14 protein-coding genes are annotated in these 16,738 nt (G+C 62.0%); all 14 read left to right on the top strand.

Annotated features, from left to right (window positions below):
• The first annotated feature begins 507 nt into the window (after positions 1 to 507).
• Positions 508 to 1,776 carry a TolC family protein gene (locus tag NDB2M1_RS17250; RefSeq protein WP_072384087.1) on the top strand — a complete coding sequence of 423 codons (1,269 nt, stop codon included), beginning with the start codon at positions 508 to 510 and terminating at the stop codon, positions 1,774 to 1,776.
• A 97-nt stretch (positions 1,777 to 1,873) separates the two neighbouring features.
• The gene (locus NDB2M1_RS17245) at positions 1,874 to 3,037 is read left to right on the top strand and encodes an efflux RND transporter periplasmic adaptor subunit (RefSeq protein WP_039858481.1); all 1,164 of its coding nucleotides are present in this window, start codon (positions 1,874 to 1,876) and stop codon (positions 3,035 to 3,037) included.
• 3 nt (positions 3,038 to 3,040) lie between these two features.
• Complete coding sequence (locus tag NDB2M1_RS17240) at positions 3,041 to 6,301, top strand: efflux RND transporter permease subunit (protein WP_007015405.1); 3,261 nt, start codon at positions 3,041 to 3,043, stop codon at positions 6,299 to 6,301.
• Positions 6,298 to 6,642, top strand: a complete 345-nt coding sequence (locus NDB2M1_RS17235; RefSeq protein ID WP_039858483.1) for a DUF190 domain-containing protein — start codon at positions 6,298 to 6,300, stop codon at positions 6,640 to 6,642. Before NDB2M1_RS17240 ends, NDB2M1_RS17235 begins: the two co-directional genes overlap by 4 nt.
• Before the next feature lie 153 nt (positions 6,643 to 6,795).
• Positions 6,796 to 7,293: an SRPBCC family protein gene (locus NDB2M1_RS17230; protein ID WP_039858486.1), complete on the top strand. Its 498-nt coding sequence runs from the start codon at positions 6,796 to 6,798 to the stop codon at positions 7,291 to 7,293.
• A 732-nt stretch (positions 7,294 to 8,025) separates the two neighbouring features.
• The gene (locus NDB2M1_RS17220; protein ID WP_007015409.1) at positions 8,026 to 10,530 is read left to right on the top strand and encodes a heavy metal translocating P-type ATPase; all 2,505 of its coding nucleotides are present in this window, start codon (positions 8,026 to 8,028) and stop codon (positions 10,528 to 10,530) included.
• 55 nt (positions 10,531 to 10,585) lie between these two features.
• Entirely contained in the window at positions 10,586 to 11,041 is a 456-nt protein-coding gene (locus NDB2M1_RS17215) for an MgtC/SapB family protein (protein ID WP_007015410.1), read from the top strand.
• Positions 11,038 to 11,538 carry a hypothetical protein gene (locus NDB2M1_RS17210; protein WP_007015411.1) on the top strand — a complete coding sequence of 167 codons (501 nt, stop codon included), beginning with the start codon at positions 11,038 to 11,040 and terminating at the stop codon, positions 11,536 to 11,538. Before NDB2M1_RS17215 ends, NDB2M1_RS17210 begins: the two co-directional genes overlap by 4 nt.
• 81 nt (positions 11,539 to 11,619) lie before the next feature.
• Positions 11,620 to 12,369 (top strand): HAD-IIB family hydrolase, encoded by a 750-nt coding sequence (locus NDB2M1_RS17205; RefSeq protein WP_007015412.1) that lies wholly within the window; start codon positions 11,620 to 11,622, stop codon positions 12,367 to 12,369.
• The gene (locus NDB2M1_RS17200) at positions 12,354 to 13,772 is read left to right on the top strand and encodes a TolC family outer membrane protein (protein WP_007015413.1); all 1,419 of its coding nucleotides are present in this window, start codon (positions 12,354 to 12,356) and stop codon (positions 13,770 to 13,772) included. Before NDB2M1_RS17205 ends, NDB2M1_RS17200 begins: the two co-directional genes overlap by 16 nt.
• 84 nt (positions 13,773 to 13,856) lie before the next feature.
• The gene (locus NDB2M1_RS17195) at positions 13,857 to 14,264 is read left to right on the top strand and encodes a hypothetical protein (protein WP_235399129.1); all 408 of its coding nucleotides are present in this window, start codon (positions 13,857 to 13,859) and stop codon (positions 14,262 to 14,264) included.
• A 10-nt stretch (positions 14,265 to 14,274) separates the two neighbouring features.
• Positions 14,275 to 14,958: a ZIP family metal transporter gene (locus NDB2M1_RS17190; RefSeq protein ID WP_039858502.1), complete on the top strand. Its 684-nt coding sequence runs from the start codon at positions 14,275 to 14,277 to the stop codon at positions 14,956 to 14,958.
• Between the two features lie 282 nt (positions 14,959 to 15,240).
• Complete coding sequence (locus tag NDB2M1_RS17185) at positions 15,241 to 15,810, top strand: cytochrome b (protein WP_007015416.1); 570 nt, start codon at positions 15,241 to 15,243, stop codon at positions 15,808 to 15,810.
• 112 nt (positions 15,811 to 15,922) lie between these two features.
• Positions 15,923 to 16,456, top strand: a complete 534-nt coding sequence (locus NDB2M1_RS17180; protein ID WP_007015417.1) for a superoxide dismutase family protein — start codon at positions 15,923 to 15,925, stop codon at positions 16,454 to 16,456.
• The last annotated feature ends 282 nt before the right edge of the window (positions 16,457 to 16,738 follow it).

Below are 16,738 nucleotides of genomic sequence, written 5' to 3'. Positions count from 1 at the left end.
ATAGCCGGCCGCCGCCCGGCCCAGAGGATTGCTTCTACCCCCAGGCGACGCCATCCCCATAACACTGAAGGAATTCCTTTCCGAAGTGGTCTCATCGTGCTATCCGCGTCTATCATGCGGCGTGTCCTGCTCATTTTTGCAGCGCTTTATGTCAGCCTGTCTCTGACTGGCGGATCGATTGCACACGCCATGGAGCCGATTTCCTGCGTGGACAGTGCAACAGCCGCCAGCATGGGACACAGCAACGGTGACGGGGACCAGGTTCCTTCCGATGCAAATAAGGGATTCACGCATCACCATGGGGGCTGTCACAGCCACTAAGTTTGCGATGCTGTGAAAAGCGAAGTGCTGCCAATCGCTTTTGGCATGGACAACCCGTCATCGCTTTTCGGTTTCCAGTACCTCCCGCTCGCTACAGCTGACCCCGCGCTGCGACCTCCAATAGCCTGATATTCCGACTTCGCCGCAACGTTCGCGGCCTCCCGGAATTATCAGGAGCTCTCATTCATGCATCGTGTCATTGCGGCCCTGCTGGCCGTGGCGTCTTGCGCGGCTATCGCGCACGCGCAGACGTCGCCATCGCCGCCAAGTTCCTCACCTCCCTTCACGTTGGAACGCGCCCTCATTGCGGCGGGCGCGTCGTCCCCAAGCCTTGAAGTCGCTGATGCGGGCGTACGGGCGGCAGGTGCCGCGCGCACCGTGGCCGGCTTGCGGCCTAACCCACAGGTCCAGGTCCAGGTTGAAAATGTCGGTGGATCAGGCCTCTACCGGGGCACGCAAAGCGCCGAAACGACGACCGGGCTCGCCCTGCCGATCGAGCTTGGAGGCAAGCGGTCGGCCCGCATCGCCGTTGCAGACTCGCGTCGCGATCGCGCGCGGATCGAAGCCGCCATTGTGGAGGCGGACCTGCGCGAGCGGGTCACGATGGCCTATGTCGCCGCCGTTTCTGCAGAACGCCGCGTTGCCGTAGCACGGCAATTGGCGGAGTTTGCCAATCGCGGCTTCAGCGCTGCCAGCACGAGAGTAACGGCGGGGGGGGCTTCGCCGATCGAGCAACAACGCGCCGATGTCGAGCGGGTAAATGCCAATGTCGCGTTCGACAGAGCTGTTCGGGAGGCCGTCGTCGCGAAAGAGAACCTGGCGCGCTTGATCGGCGAACCAATCGCCGGTGAGCTTGACGTTGCCTGGTTCGATCGGGTCGGAACCTATGGTCCGGCAGTCCCCGTCTCCGCGCAGGGGACGCTCATCATCGCGGCGGCCGAGGCAGATGTTACGACGGCCGACGCCCTGGTCAGGCTTGCCCGCTCGCAGCGCGTGCCGGACGTGACGCTCAACGCGGGTGCGCGCCGTCTCTCAGCCTCCGGTGACACAGCAGCGATTTTCGGTCTTAGCATCCCTTTCCCCCTCTTCAATAATGGCCGTGCCGCCGTGAGCCAGGCCGAGTCGGAACGGCTCCAGGTCGATGCGCGACGGCGCGTTACCCTATTGGAAACGGAACAAACCATCGCCAGCGTGCAGGCAGAGCTCGCCAATGCGGCGGCAAGCGCGCGAGCGGCCGGCGGGCCGGCACTCTCCGCAGCCACGGAAGCCGCCAGAATCGCGAGGATTGGCTATGCGCAAGGAAGGTTCAGCCAACTCGACCTGCTCGTTGCCGAGCGGACGCTAGCGGACACCAATGGTGCGTTCGTCGATGCGCTCGTTGCCTATCATGACGCGGAAGCGCGGCTCGCACGTCTGACGGTCCCGGCGCCAGTTATTGCGGAGACACCGCAATGATCGCCTTCACCACAACGCTCAACATTGTCTCCACTGCATTCGCAGTGCCGAGCGAGGTAGTTCTCGCCCGCTGCTCATCCAATTTCGGAGAAACTCGATGATAACACAAGACAAGCGCCTCCTTGGGGGCGTGGCAGGGGCGGTTTTACTCGCTGCAGTCGGTGGCTTCAGCGTCGCGCGCTGCACCGCGGATCCGGTCAGCAGCCAATCAACCGAGAAGGTCGGCGGGAAAAAGAGCGAAACGCCACCAGACAGCCTTGCAATGAGTGCGCAGGCGATTCGCGAAGCCGAAATTGCGGTTGAGGCGGTGCGCGCTGGCGGCCTTGGCTCCGAGATCGTTGCGCAGGCGCTCGTATCGCCCTCCCCCACCGGCGAGGCGCTGGTAACGGCCCGCGCTGGCGGCGCTGTCACGCGCGTGTTCAAACGGCTCGGTGATCCTGTTCGAGCGGGTGAAGCGCTCGCCGTGGTCGAGAGCCGAGACGCGGCTCAGATCGCCGCTGATCGCACGGCGGCGGCGGCTCGCGCCGACCTGGCTCAGAAGTCACTCGCGCGCGAGCGCTACCTTTTCGATCAGAAGGTATCAGCGCGCGTCGATCTCGAACGGGCACAAGCCGAAGCAGCAGCGGCAGCGGCTGAAGCAAGGCGAGCCCAAGTCTCGGCCGGCGCCGCAAATGTCACCAGCGACGGTCGGGGCGTAATCGTCGCCAGTCCGATCGCAGGCCGCGTCACCTCGGCATCGGTAAGCCTAGGTGCCTTTGTCCAGCCTGAAGCCGAGCTGTTCCGCGTCGCCGATCCCAGCCAGATTCAGGTCGAGGCTGCGATCACTCCTGGCGATATTGCGCGCCTTGCTCCTGGCGACCGCGCCGTTGTCGAACTCGCCGATGGCCGCACGGTGGAAGGCAAGGTGCGCGCCGTCACGCCCACGCTCAACAACGAAACCCGATCGGCAACGGCGGTGCTCGATGTTCCGGGCGGGATACTCCAGCCCGGCCTCGGTGTGCGCGTGAGGCTGATGCCGAGTCGGGGTTCCCCGACGGATTCCATTGTCGTGTCCGAAGACGCAGTGCAAAGCTTTGAAGGTCGCGATGCAGTCTTCGTCCGGACCCCCCAAGGGTTCCGCGCTCGCTTCGTGACTCTGGGGCAACGCAGCGCTGGCCGCATCGAGATCGTCTCCGGCCTCAAGTCCGGCGAGACCATCGCTACCCGTAACGCTTTCCTGCTCAAAGCCGAACTCGGCAAGGGCGCGGGCGAGGAGGAATAGGCCATGATCGCAAGTCTCATGGCGCTGTCCGTCCGCGCGCGCTGGGCGGTGCTGTTCATCTTTCTCGCTATAGCTGGCATCGGCGTGTGGCAACTCGCCAAACTGCCGATCGACGCTGTTCCCGACATCACTAACAAGCAGGTCCAGATAAACACCGTCGACCGCGCGCTTTCGCCGGTCGAGATGGAAAAGCTCGTCACCTATCCGATCGAAACGGCGCTTGCCGGCATCCCCGGCCTGGAATCGACACGCTCCTTGTCGCGTAATGGGTTCAGTCAGGTCACTGCCATCTTCTCCGATTCGACCGACCTCTATTTTGCCCGCCAGCAGGTCGGCGAACGCCTTGTCCAAGCCCAGGAAACACTGCCCGAGGGCGTCCAGCCGCAAATCGGCCCGGTGACGACGGGCCTCGGCGAAGTCGTCATGTATACGGTCGGCTTCGGCAAACCCGATGGCCGGGGCGCACGCAAGGTCGCAGGTCAACCGGGTTGGCAGCCCGACGGCAGTTATCTGACGCCCGAGGGTAGCCGGCTCACGGACGAAGTTGCAAAGGCTGGCTATCTTCGCACCATCCAGGACTGGATCATCCGGCCCCAGCTCCGGACGGTGCCGGGCGTCGCGGGCGTCGATTCGATCGGTGGTTACGCAAAAACCTTCGTCGTCGAACCCGACCCGGTGAAGCTCACCAGCTACGGCATTTCCTACACCGAACTTGGCCAGGCACTCGAAGCGGCGAACCTCGCGGTCGGCGCCAATTTCTTCAACCGGGGCGGCGAAGCCTATCTGGTGCGCGCTGATGCACGCATCCGCTCGGTCGATGAAATCCGCAATGCGGTGGCCGCGACACGCGGCGGTGTGCCGATCACGATCGGACAAATCGCCGATGTGCGGATCGGCGGCGATCTCCGCACGGGCGCCGCCAGCATGAACGGCCAGGAAGCGGTCGTTGGCACGGCGCTCATGCTGATCGGCGAGAACAGCCGCGTGGTGGCCCGCGCGGTTGGCGAAAAGCTCGATCAGGTCAAAGCGACCTTGCCGCCCGGTGTTGAGGTCAAGGTGGTCCTCGATCGGGCCAAGCTCGTCAACGCCACCGTCGCCACCGTCCAGCGCAATTTGACCGAGGGCGCTTTGCTGGTCGCGGCATCTTTGTTTCTGCTGTTGGGCAACTGGCGCGCAGCGATCATTGCCGTCCTCGTCATCCCATTCTCGTTCCTGATGATGGCGATGGGCATGAATGCGTTTCGCGTGCCGGGCAATCTAATGAGCCTTGGCGCGCTCGATTTCGGGCTGATCGTCGACGGCGCCGTCATCATCATCGAGAACTGCCTGGCCCGGCTCGCGCACCGGCAGGAGCATGAAGGACGATTGCTGAACCTGCGCGAACGGCTCGAAGAAACAATGCGGGCCAGCCAGGAGATGATCAAGCCGACGGTGTTCGGCCAGGCCATCATCCTGCTCGCCTTCGCGCCACTACTGACATTCACCGGTGTCGAGGGCAAAACCTTCTCGCCGATGGCAATCACCATCATGTTGGCGCTGGTCGCGGCCTTTGTGCTCGCCATCACCTTCGTTCCGGCGCTCGTTGCCCTGCTCATCCGAGGCAAGGTGGCCGAGAAGGAAGTGTGGCTGATCCGCAAGTCCAAGGAACGCTATCTGCCACTTCTCGACAAAGCACTCGCGCGGCCGTGGCTGTTCATTGGCGGCGGTTTCGCCTTCTTCGTCGCCGCAATCCCGGCCTTCGGCCTGTTGGGCTCGGAGTTCATCCCCCAGCTCGACGAAAAGAATCTGGCGCTCGCATCGACGCGGGTTCCTTCCGTTAGCCTCGAACAGTCGCTTACCATGCAGCGCAACGTAGAACGTGCCGTGACAAAATTGCCCGAAGTCGAGCTGATGTTCTCGAAGACGGGCACCGCCGAAGTGGCAACCGATCCCATGCCACCTAACGTGTCCGACGGCTTCGTCATCCTCAAGCCGCAGGATCAATGGCCGAGCGGTGTGACGTCCAAAGCCGATGTAATCGAACGTGTCGAGAAGGCGGCCAACGGGAAGATGGGCCAGCTCTACGAGCTTAGCCAGCCTATTCAGCTCCGTTTCAACGAGTTGATCGCCGGGGTGCGTGGCGACGTCGCCATCAAGCTCTACGGCGACGACCTTGACAAGATGGCACAGTCAGCGAACGAGATTGTGCGGGTGCTGCAGTCGGTCCCCGGGGCGGCAAGCGTCAAGGCCGATCAAACCGGCGGTGCGCCAACGCTCGATGTTCGGTTCGATCGTGCCGCCATCGCACGCTACGGGCTTACCGTCCAGGAGGTCGCGGACACCGTGGCCGCCGCGATGGGTGGGCGCGACTCTGGCCTGCTGTTCGAGGGCGACCGTCGCTTCAACATTGCTGTTCGTGTGCCTGAGAAGACACGCGTCGATCTTGATACGATACTCGCTCTCCCCGTCCTGCTTCCGCAAATAGAGGGGCAGGTAAGGCGATCGGTGCCATTGTCGCAAGTCGCGCAAATCCGCTTCACCGAAGGCTTGAACCAGATCAGCCGTGAGAATGGCAAACGGCGCGTTGTCATCCAAGCCAATCTCCAGGGACGGGATGCAGGTTCGTTCGTAGCCGAGGCGCAGGCAAAGATTGCGCAGGTCAAGCTGCCCGCCGGATACTATCTGGAATGGGGCGGGCAGTTCCAAAGCCTGCAAGCGGCTTCACAACGCCTGTCTATCGTCGTGCCGCTGTGCTTCGCAGCAATCTTCGGGCTGCTCTACATGGCGTTGGGCGGCTTCGGGCGGGCGGCAGCGGTGTTTCTAGCGGTGCCGCTGGGGCTGGCGGGCGGAGTCTTCACACTGGCCCTGACCGGGATCGCCTTCTCAGTTTCGGCCGCCGTGGGATTCATCTGTCTAGCGGGCGTTGCCGTACTGAACGGCCTCGTGGTCATGACGGCTATCCGCGAGCGCCTCGACGGGGGCGTGTCGCTCGTGGAAGCGATCCGGGAAGGCATGACGGAAAAGATGCGGGCCGTCGTAATGACTGGGTTCGTGCCCGCGATCGGCTTCGTTCCAATGGCCCTCGCCCGCGGAACTGGCGCGGAAGTGCAAAAGCCCCTCGCAACCACGGTCATCGGCGGCCTGATCGCGGCGACCATTCTCACCCTGCTCGTACTGCCCGCGATCGCCAAGGTGGTGCTGGGCGTAAAACTCAACTGGCGACGCCGAGGCAAAGAGGTTGAACCCCTCGCCTCGGCAATAACAAGTGAAGGAGAGAAAGAATGAATCAAAATATGAAACTGCTTCGCCTTTATACTGATGACGTAGCTTACATTGGCGACCGCAAGGTTTTCGAATATGTAGCCTCACTTGCGCAAGAGTGGAAGCTCGCTGGCGTAACCGTGCTTGAAGCGCGGCTCGGCTTTGGCCGCTCGGCCCATCTCCATCAGCGCCACGTCTTCGAAAACGACCGGGCAGTTGTCATCGAGATCGTTGACGACGAGGACAAATTGCGTCCCTTCGCCGCAACGGTCGCGGCGACGGCAGACATCGGGCTTATCACGCTGGAGGCCGTCGAGGTCGTCGGCGGCAAAGCCAACCTTGCCGTCAAAGAGTCAGCCGCATGACCTGCCTTGAGTTCCATTTCCAAGGGACGGCGGCGCGATCGTGCATGCCGACTGCCCTGCTTCATCGCAGGAATCCGATGCTGAGCGAGGAAGAAGGCCGCGTTCACGCGGCCTTCCGTTCGGCGAGGCTGCGAACCGTTGGGACAGACAGCCATGAAGGAAGAAACAGCATTCAACTATAACATGTCCGCCCTCAGGGTGTGGTCGTTGCTCGCCGATCTCCACGGCTTCGCTCGCTGGCATCCAGTCTATCGCATCACTGGCCAAATCGAGCACGGAGCCGAATTGGACATCACGTGGCTGTTTTTTGGGGGGGATCGAAAGATGAAAACACAAATGATCATCAACAAGCTCATCAAACCCCGGACAATAGGATGGGAAATGGGAGTTCGCGGCTTCCTTACCTTCGACGAATACTACGAGATTGATCCGATCGCGAATGGAGTTTGCATCCATCATGCCGTCGAAGTTCGAGGCATTTTTGGCCTGGTGCTGGGTCGACTGATGCGAAAAGGACTTCGGCGAACAATGCGCCATCAGGACGCTGCATTTCTCTCGCTTCTTCGTAGGCAATCGAGATTGCCTCAATCTGCGCGGCATCGGCAGCGGCCTATCAAGATGCCACCACGGCCAGGCAGGGCCAATGACTAGCGCGATCCAAATCAAAGCGGTGGCAAAAAGCCTGCGCCATACAAGCATTACCTACCCGGTTATGCTTGGGTCCACAAAGCACGCCCACGCCGCCGCAAATACTCTTTCCCAGAGCAGCTTTAACGACATGTCGGCAATCGACCCCCGCAAGCCATCGCCCCCCCGCGCGCTTGTGAGAAGGGTCCGCGCCGTGGGCGTCAACCCTGGGCGCCCACGGCGATTGCATCTGAGGGGCTGGCCGTGAAGAGATTCTTAGAACATTCGAAGCAGCAGAATCTGCCGTGTTGGTCGATCGCTATCTTCACCGGGATCATTGCCATCATCGGTGCAGCAGGTTGCTCAGCAGACGCCGACAATGCGGCCAAGAGCGATCATGATCGCAGAGCTATCGCGGGACAAGTCGTCAGACATAGCTATGTCTGCGATGATCGTTCGAGGGTGGATCTAGATTTCCTACTCGATGGGCTGACAATCGACCTCAGGGTTCTGCCAGATGGCAAGCCTGAACGCCTGACAGCGCCTGCGATGGGCCTAACCTATGTTGGCGACCAGGCGAACGTAGCAATTTCGAACAGCGACATCGCGATAATGCGCCCTGACAAGCCTACGCGTGTTTGCCGCCGAGCCCCGCTCGACCCGCCCAAGGATCAAGCGCGTCCTCCCTGACAGCCCACTGATCGATCCCAGGGGTGCAGGGCCATGCCAGCGCCCTGCTACAAGACAGGACCACTCATGACACAAAAGCTTCAGCTCGATATTCCCCTCATATTGCCCGAGATCACTGACGCTTCCGACGCGTGTGTCGAGCGTCTGACCTCGGAACTGGCCGCACGGCCGGGGGTCGAACAAGCGCACATCATGGTACCAGACAATGGTACGCCTGCCCTACTGTGCATTCACTATGATCCTGAAATCGTCTCTTTATCCCGCATACGTGAAAGTGCTCACGCTGCAGGTGCGGCGATCACCGGACGTTTCGGGCATCTTTTCTATGAAGTGGAGGGGATCGCCCACCAGCGGCGTGCCCGCACAGTCGTCGGCCGGCTGCGGGCGCTTCCGGGTATCATAGAAGCGGGCGCGAGCGCATCGGGCCAGCTCCGCGTCGAGTTCGACCGGGAAAAACTAACCGAGCGACAGATCTCAGACGCACTTCTTGAATTGGGAATAACGCCGCGCAACATGCCAACTGCAAGCCGGCCGACTCCGGCCGGCAGCGAAGAGCACGGCGAGGCTGACGGACACAAACATGCCGGGAGGGATCATGCAGATCATGATCATGCTCACGGCGCCTTCCTCGGCCCGAACACCGAGCTGATTTTCGCACTTGCCTGTGGCGGGTTGCTCGCGATCGGTTTTGCCATCGAGAAACTCGTTGCCGGCGCGCCGCTGTGGCTCCCCACCGCGCTCTACGTATCGGCCTATGTCTTTGGTGGCTTTTTCACGCTGCGCGAGGCGATCGAGAATCTGAAGCTGCGCAAATTCGAGATCGATACGCTTATGCTTGTGGCAGCCGCGGGTGCAGCGGCGCTGGGTGCATTTGCGGAAGGTGCCCTGCTCCTCTTTTTGTTCAGCCTTGGACACGCTCTGGAACATTACGCGATGGGTCGCGCAAGACGGGCGATCGAAGCGCTCGCCGAGCTGACGCCTCCGACAGCTATCGTTCGTCGCCTCGACGGAAGCACCGAGGAATTGCCGGTCGAGGAATTGGTATGGGGCGATATCGTCGTAGTGAGGCCTGACACGCGCGTTCCCGCCGACGGCTTCATCGTCAAAGGCACAACGTCGGTCAACCAGGCACCGGTGACGGGCGAAAGCATGCCCGTCGACAAGCGGCCAGTCACAGACGACGATGCAGCACGCGCCAATCCGGATAAGCTGGATCGAGCCTATCGCGTATTCGCCGGGACCATCAACGGCAGCGGACTGATCGATATCGAGGTCACGCGTCTTTCTAGCGAAAGCACGCTCGCGAAGGTCGTCAAAATGGTGAGCGAAGCGGAGACGCAGAAGTCCCCCACGCAGCGGTTCACAGATCGGTTCGAGCGGGTGTTCGTTCCGGTGGTCCTAGCTTTGGCCGTGCTGCTCCTATTCGCCTGGACAGTCGTGGATGAGCCGTTTCGCGATAGCTTCTATCGCGCCATGGCCGTCTTGGTGGCAGCTAGTCCCTGCGCACTGGCTATTGCCACGCCCAGCGCGGTCCTGTCGGGCGTTGCCCGCGCCGCGCGAGGCGGCGTTCTCGTCAAGGGCGGTGCCCCGCTCGAACTGCTTGGCTCGCTCGAGGCTATCGCCTTCGACAAGACCGGCACGCTCACCATGGGCGAGCCGCGCATCGAGCAGATCATCCCGGCGACCGGCGTGGACAAGCAGGAGCTTATGGCGATCGCAGTAGCGGTCGAATCCTTGAGCGATCATCCACTGGCGCAAGCAATAGCACGTGACGGGCGCGATCATGTCGGAAACCGTTCCATCCCGCAGGCGGAAAGCCTGAAGAGCCTGACGGGTCGCGGCGTCTCGGCCCTTGTCGGTGAAGATGAGGTCCTGATTGGCAAGCCGGGAATGTTCGGCGCCGATGGCATCCCGCCACTGTCTCCCGCGATGGTGGAGGCCGTCGAGCAATTGCGAGAGAGTGGACAGACCAGCATGGTCGTGCAGCGCGATGGCCGCGATCTTGGCGCGATCGGCTTGCTCGACACGCCGCGCGAAACGGCCAAGGCCGCGCTCAAGCGGCTGCACGAAATCGGCATCAAGCGGATGATTATGATCTCCGGCGACCATCAACGGGCGGCCAAAGCGATCGCGCGTGAAGTGGGGATCGAAGAGGCATGGGGCGATCTCATGCCGGAGGACAAGGTGGAGGCGATCAAGAAGCTGCGCGCCGAAGCGAAAGTCGCGATGGTCGGCGACGGCGTCAACGACGCGCCGGCGATGGCGAGCGCGACGGTCGGGATCGCGATGGGCGCGGCGGGTTCGGACGTCGCGCTGGAAACGGCCGATGTCGCGCTCATGGCCGACGATCTGTCGCACTTGCCTTTTGCGGTCGGGCTCAGCCGCACCACCCGTTCGGTGATCCTGCAGAATGTGTTCGTCAGCCTGGGTGTGGTCGCCCTCCTGGTGCCGGCAACCATTCTCGGACTTGGTATCGGCCCGGCAGTGGCGGTGCATGAAGGGTCGACGCTGCTCGTGGTGTTCAACGCTCTCCGACTGCTCGCCTATCGCGATGCGGAGGGACGACGGTGAACAGATCCATGGCTGCAGCCTGTGACATATTCCCGATCCGGATGGGGTCTGCCGAATGACGTTTCCACCGTGGTCCGAATCCCTCACGCACATCTTCAGCCTGGCGATCGCCTATGCCCTCGCGTTGCCCGTTGGTTGGGATCGCGAGAAGGACGAACGCAGCGCCGGCATTCGAACCTTTCCGCTGGTCGCGATCGCCAGTTGCGGCTTCGTGCTCGTCGGGATCGCGATCCTCGGCCGCACCTCGCCGGCACAAGCGCGCCTGCTGGAGGGCTTGATTACCGGCGTCGGCTTCATCGGTGGTGGCGCGATCTTGAAGCATAAAGGGAAAGCGTCTGGCACGGCGACTGCCGCCAGCCTGTGGGCGACCGGCGCTCTCGGGGCAGCGGTGGGCTACGGCCTTTACGATATCGCGCTGGTGCTTAGCCTGACAACCTTCCTGACGTTGCGCGGCTCGCGGCCGCTGAAGCGCGCAACCCATGACGACATCGACGCATCGGACAGCCCGTGAAGCACATCTGGTCCTCCGATGCCCGCCTGAAACGGCGCCTGCGGGTTCTGGTCGATCGGGCTTGGGCCGATCGGTGTGTGGCCGATCCCGAGGTTCGCAAGGAGGATAGGCATGTGCGGCTCGACCGCTGGGCGGTATTGCTGGAACGCGATCCCCGCCAGATTATCGGGCTTCTCTCTCCCTCCTGGGCCGGCGAGGACAAACGAGGGCCGCTGTTCTCCAGCCCGAGTGCGATCGACGTCGCATGGGACGATCCGATCCTGCGCGTCATGGGCCTGAAAAGCCGTGCGCGCGATGATGTGAAAGCATTTTTCGGTCTGTCGGACGCCGAACTGGACCGGATTGTCGCGGGGTCTTGGCGCGTCCGGCTGCGGCCAGCCTGGCAGGTCGCCGCGCGCATAAGGAATGTCGGCGATCCGCGGGCGGAGAGGCTGGTCGTGGTGGGCGTCACAGCAATCATCCTGATCTTAGTGGCGGTCATTCAGTGGCTGCGATGAAGGATCTGTGCCGAGAGAAAGTCTGATGTCAGCTATGCACTACCCCCTTCTCGCCGATCGCGCTCCAGCAGGTGATGCGACATGAAGTGGCTGATCGTCTTCGATCTCGACGGCACTCTTACCGAAAGCAAACGCCCCTTGTCTGCCGAGATGGCAGCGTTGCTCATCCGCCTGCTCGCGCTGGCGGATGTCGCGGTGATCTCGGGGGGTGATTGGCCGCAATTCTATAGACAAGTCGCTTCGCGATTGCCGGCCGACTCAGCGCGTGATCGATTATGGCTGATGCCCACCACGGGCACCAAGCTCTATCGCTTCATCAACGGCGAGTGGCGCACAATCTATGCCGAGTTGTTCGATGAAGCGGAAAAGGCGAAGATCCGCGCTGCCTTTGACCACGCGCTGTCAATAGTGAGAGTCGCCGATGAGCGGGCCTGGGGGGCTCGGGTCGAAGATCGGGGAAGCCAGATTACCTTCTCTGGCCTCGGCCAGAACGCACCACTGCTCGCGAAGAAGAGCTGGGACCCGGACCGCGCCAAGCGCATCGCCCTTCAAGAGACGCTGCGCGCGGCGCTGCCGGGCCTGTCGGTCAATCTTGGCGGCACGACGTCGATCGATGTGACCCGCGAAGGTGTCGACAAAGGCTACGGCCTGAAGCGGCTAAGCGAGGAAAGCGGCGTGCCGCTGGCGGGAATGCTGTTCCTCGGCGATGCGATCTATCCGGGCGGCAACGACTATCCCGCCGCGCAGACCGGCGTGGACGTGGTGAAAGTGCGCGATGTCGATGAGACCGCGGCCGTCATGTCAGCGATCATCGCGTGTCTGAAGCGCTGAGCCTCGCTGCCGCCGCTCGCCGCGCCGAGGACGGCGCGATTGCTTACTTTTCAGAAAAATGGAGATACGCTATGAACTCATTCCCAAGATTCGCCTGGATTGCCCTACCACTTATCGCGGCGAGCCCCGCGCATGGCGAAACCCTGCGCGAGGCGTTGATCCATGCCTATCGCACCAATCCCAGCCTGACCGGGGCGCGGGCTGGTTTGCGCGCCACGGATGAAGGTGTGCCGATCGCGAAGGCGGCGGCGCGCCCGGCATTGAGCGCGACCGCCGACTATCAGGAATTTGTCGTGCGTTCTGCCAATAGCTTCTCCGCGCCCTTGCGGGCCACGAGCGCAAATGCCAACGTATCGTTTCCGCTCTATCAGGGCGGCCGCGTCAAGAACGGGATCCGTGCAGCCGATGCGCGCGTGGAATCGGGCCGTGCGAACCTGCGCTTCACCGAAGCCGATCTCTTCACGGCAATCGTCTCTGTCTACATGGACGTTATGCGCGATGACGCGATCGTAGGATTCAACCGTCGCAATGTCGCTGTCCTCGAAACCAACCTTCGGGCTACGCACGATCGCTTCGAGGTCGGGGATCTGACCCGTACCGATGTCGCGCAATCGGAGGCACGTCTTGCCGTGGCCCAAGGCCAGCTCGAAACGGCGCTCGCGCAACTCGATACCAGCCTGGAAAATTATCTCCGTTTCGTCGGCCTGCCCGCACGCGATCTGGAATCACCGCCGGCGCTGCCGGGTCTACCACGATCGTCCGCCGATGCCGTCGCCATTGCCGTCGAAAACAATCCGCAGCTTGTCGCGGCGAAGGCCGATGCCAAGGCTGCGCGCTACGATGTCCGTGTAGCGGCGGCCTCGCGCTTGCCCACGCTCTCGGTTGTGGGAAGCAGCGGCTACAACAATTATCTCGGTACGCTCGCGAGCAACATCCCCGGACGCGTGTTCCAGCAGGCCCAAACGACGGCGACCATCGGGCTTTCAGCGACGATCCCGCTCTATCAAGGCGGCCTGCCGGCCGCCCAGGTGCGGCGCGCAACCGCGCTCGAAAGCCAGGCGATCGAGCAAATCATCTTCATCGAACGGCGCGTCGTTGCCGAAGCGCGCGCGGCCTATTCGCGCTATCTGGCCGCGCAGACGGTGATCCAGTCGTCCAAGACCGCGATTGCGGCCAACACGCTCGCCCTGGAGGGGGTTCGGGCGGAAAACAGCGTCGGCACACGCAATGTTCTCGACGTGCTCAACGCGGAGCAGGAACTGCTCAACAGCCGCGTCCAGCTCGTCACCGCCGAACGCGATGCATATGTTGCCGGATTCACACTGCTGGCCGCGATGGGGCGTGCCGAAGCGCGCGACCTCAACCTTTTTGGAGGCACACTGTTCGAACCGGGCTTCAAATGATCGCGGTCCGGCACCGGGCGTTGTTGCCCATGTCGGATCGGTATGCCCACGCTCGTAAGCACCTACCATCGAAAGGAGATTGCCATGACATGCCCCTCCAAGGAAGCTGACCTCCCGGGCCGGACTGCGCGGGCGCGAAACCTTATTCTGCTGGCATTGCCGTGCGCCGCTTTGCTTGCCGGGTGCTCCGGCACCGACACGGCCGACACATCCAGCAACAACCAGGCGGAGGCTCCACCCGTCGCGATGCCGCCACCGATCGTTGCGAGCCATACCTATCGGTGCGTCGGTGGCGACGTCATTTATGTGGATTTTCTCAAGGACGAATTGTCGATCAATGTAAGGCAGGGGTCTTCCGGTCCGTCAGCGCGGCTGACAGCGCCCGCCCCCGACAGCACCTATGCCGGAAATGGCATGACCCTTACCGTGTCCGGTAAGGACATCGATGTTCGCGAGCCGGGTAAGCCCTCGCGCAAATGCGCTCGCGCCTGAGGGGGTGTTGATGCCAGCGATCGCCTATACGATTATCCCGGTCGCGGCCGTTATGGCCGGGGCGCTCCTGTCGCTGTTGCGAAGGCCCAGCGCGAGCTTTGTCAGCGCCATGCAGCATCTTGCCGCAGGCGTGGTGTTCGCGGCGGCCGCGACTGAAATCCTGCCGCAGATCAAACACGATGCCTCGCCCTTTGCCACGCTCGTCGGCGGCATGATCGGCGTCGGCGTTATGTTGCTTCTAAAGGAGCTCGAAGGACGCGCGAAAGGCCCGGTGGCGATGCTCAGCGCTGTCGGCATTGACATTCTTGTCGATGGCCTGGTCCTCGGGCTGGCATTCATCGCTGGGCAGAAGGCTGGCGTGCTTCTGACCGTTGCTCTGACGCTGGAGGTGTTGTTCCTCGGTGTCACCGTCACGGCCGAACTCAGTGAGACGCTCGCGTCAAAACTGCGCGTGATCGCAACCGTATTCGGGCTCAGCCTGCTCTTGCCACTAGGCACCACAGTCGCCATGCCCGTCGCCATGTTACCGACGCCGGTAATCGTGGGCCTCCTGAGTTTCGGTCTGATGGCACTGCTCTACCTCGTCACCGAAGAGTTGCTTGTCGAAGCACACGAGCGACCCGACAGTCCACTCATTAGCGCGATGTTCTTTGTCGGCTTCCTTGGCTTGCTGCTGATCGATGAGTTGATGTAAAAGTCCCTTCCAAAGAAGATGCCTTTGCAAAGATCATTGAGTGATGGCCGAGCATTGGGTCGCACGTGTCTAGCCCGGATGATCTGGTTTGCTGTTTGCCGGCGAGAGCAGCGATGTGATTGTCTGGGGATCCAAGCTAACCTCACGGCGCGCGCCGGAAGCACGTTGGGCTTGCGGCCCGCACAAGCGCTCACAGTGCTTCTGCGTAACCGGTCAGCATGCGCTGCAAGCAACGGGCTTGGACTCATGCTACCCTCGCCAGAGGCTGCCGGGGACATATCGATGCAAGAAGCCAAATCTCGCTATTCCATTGTTTCGATCATCCTCCATTGGACGATCTTCATCCTCATCTTCGCCAATGCGACGTTCGGGGGTTGGATGGAAGATGCGGCGCCTTCACAAAAGCTCGGCTATTACCAACTCCACAAGTCTGTCGGCATCACGGTGCTGCTGTTGAGCCTGTTCAGGCTGGGTTGGCGGATCTCACATCCCTGGCCGCCCTTCCCCCAAGATATGTGGTTTTGGGAACGGGCGCTGGCGCGCGGCACCCATATTGTCTTCTACGTACTGATGATCGGTGTCCCGTTGCTGGGATGGGCTGCGGCGTCAGCAGGCGCTACGCCCGAAGTCCCGCTCTATGGAGTGCTGCCAGCCCCTAACCTGCCACTACCGCAGGACGAGGATGTTGCAGGAGCGCTCGGTGATTCGCACAAGATCATGGTTAAAGCGATCTACGTCGTCCTCGCCTTACATGTGTTGGGCGCTCTAAAACACCATTTCATAGATCGCGACCTCGTGCTGCATCGCATGTTGCCTCTTGTCGGTCGCAAAAAGGCGAGGAATATCCCATAGCCATCCCTCCGGCGACAAGCGGTCTGGGCCGGGTCCGGAAAGGGCACTGACCGGCGACCCTCCGCAGTCCATTGGACGAGGGTAAATAATTCACGCGGAAGGAGATAGAGCGATGAAATATGGGATAGCGGCTTTGACGATCCTGGGACTCGCAACGGCAACCGCGGCGATTGCGCAAACTTCCGCGCCGAAAGCCGTCAAGAGCGACATCGTTCAGGCCGGCGGCGGCAAGATCGGAGAGGTGACCTTGACCAACGGTCGCAGTGGCGTGCTTCTGCGTCTGACGGCGTCCGGGCTGACGCCTGGCTGGCACGCCATGCATTTCCATGCGACTGGCGATTGCTCCGACCAAGGCTTCCAGAAATCGGGCGCGCATATCAACCACGAGGATCACAAGACACCTCACGGGCTTCTCAATCCGGAAGGGCCGGACTTTGGGGAATTGCCGAATATTCATGTGGCGGCGGACGGCACCGTCAATGCCGAAGCCTTCTCGGCACTTGTCTCGCTGGACGCAGCGTCATCCCGGCCGAACCTTCTCGATGCCGATGGGTCCGCCCTGGTTATTCACGCCAGCCCCGATGACCATGTCACGCAACCGATCGGCGGGGCGGGCGCACGCGTTGCGTGTGCCGTTATCCGGTAAGCGCCAGCATACCCAGCACGGGACGCGTGCGGTCCGCCGATCGACCGCATGGCGGATTTTTAACGAATTCGGCGAGGTGCGCCTTAGCCACGCCGTGTTCGGCGCGACCAATGGATGGAGAGAATAACGCGTTTACGCGCCGCAAAAGCGGCGACCCAGAAAATCAGCAACTTTCCGGCCCGCAACTTGAGTGAAATTTAGAAGGTAGGATAATATGATCATAATCAACCCGCGCTCAGCTTGATATCTTCCGGCGCAGATCAACCAGTAAGTGGAGAAAAC

Source organism: Novosphingobium sp. NDB2Meth1, assembly GCF_900117425.1.
Classification (GTDB): domain Bacteria; phylum Pseudomonadota; class Alphaproteobacteria; order Sphingomonadales; family Sphingomonadaceae; genus Novosphingobium.
Note: the sequence above shows the minus strand (reverse complement) of the source record. Positions and strands in the feature narration are given on the sequence as shown.

Bases quoted from the DNA above. Each gene is read 5' to 3' on its own strand.
- NDB2M1_RS17250 (WP_072384087.1), top strand. From the start codon at position 508: ATGCATCGTGTCATTGCGGCCCTGCTGGCCGTGGCGTCTTGCGCGGCT.
- NDB2M1_RS17245 (WP_039858481.1), top strand. From the start codon at position 1,874: ATGATAACACAAGACAAGCGCCTCCTTGGGGGCGTGGCAGGGGCGGTT.
- NDB2M1_RS17240 (WP_007015405.1), top strand. From the start codon at position 3,041: ATGATCGCAAGTCTCATGGCGCTGTCCGTCCGCGCGCGCTGGGCGGTG.
- NDB2M1_RS17235 (WP_039858483.1), top strand. From the start codon at position 6,298: ATGAATCAAAATATGAAACTGCTTCGCCTTTATACTGATGACGTAGCT.
- NDB2M1_RS17230 (WP_039858486.1), top strand. From the start codon at position 6,796: ATGAAGGAAGAAACAGCATTCAACTATAACATGTCCGCCCTCAGGGTG.
- NDB2M1_RS17220 (WP_007015409.1), top strand. From the start codon at position 8,026: ATGACACAAAAGCTTCAGCTCGATATTCCCCTCATATTGCCCGAGATC.
- NDB2M1_RS17215 (WP_007015410.1), top strand. From the start codon at position 10,586: ATGACGTTTCCACCGTGGTCCGAATCCCTCACGCACATCTTCAGCCTG.
- NDB2M1_RS17205 (WP_007015412.1), top strand. From the start codon at position 11,620: ATGAAGTGGCTGATCGTCTTCGATCTCGACGGCACTCTTACCGAAAGC.
- NDB2M1_RS17195 (WP_235399129.1), top strand. From the start codon at position 13,857: ATGACATGCCCCTCCAAGGAAGCTGACCTCCCGGGCCGGACTGCGCGG.
- NDB2M1_RS17190 (WP_039858502.1), top strand. From the start codon at position 14,275: ATGCCAGCGATCGCCTATACGATTATCCCGGTCGCGGCCGTTATGGCC.
- NDB2M1_RS17185 (WP_007015416.1), top strand. From the start codon at position 15,241: ATGCAAGAAGCCAAATCTCGCTATTCCATTGTTTCGATCATCCTCCAT.
- NDB2M1_RS17180 (WP_007015417.1), top strand. From the start codon at position 15,923: ATGAAATATGGGATAGCGGCTTTGACGATCCTGGGACTCGCAACGGCA.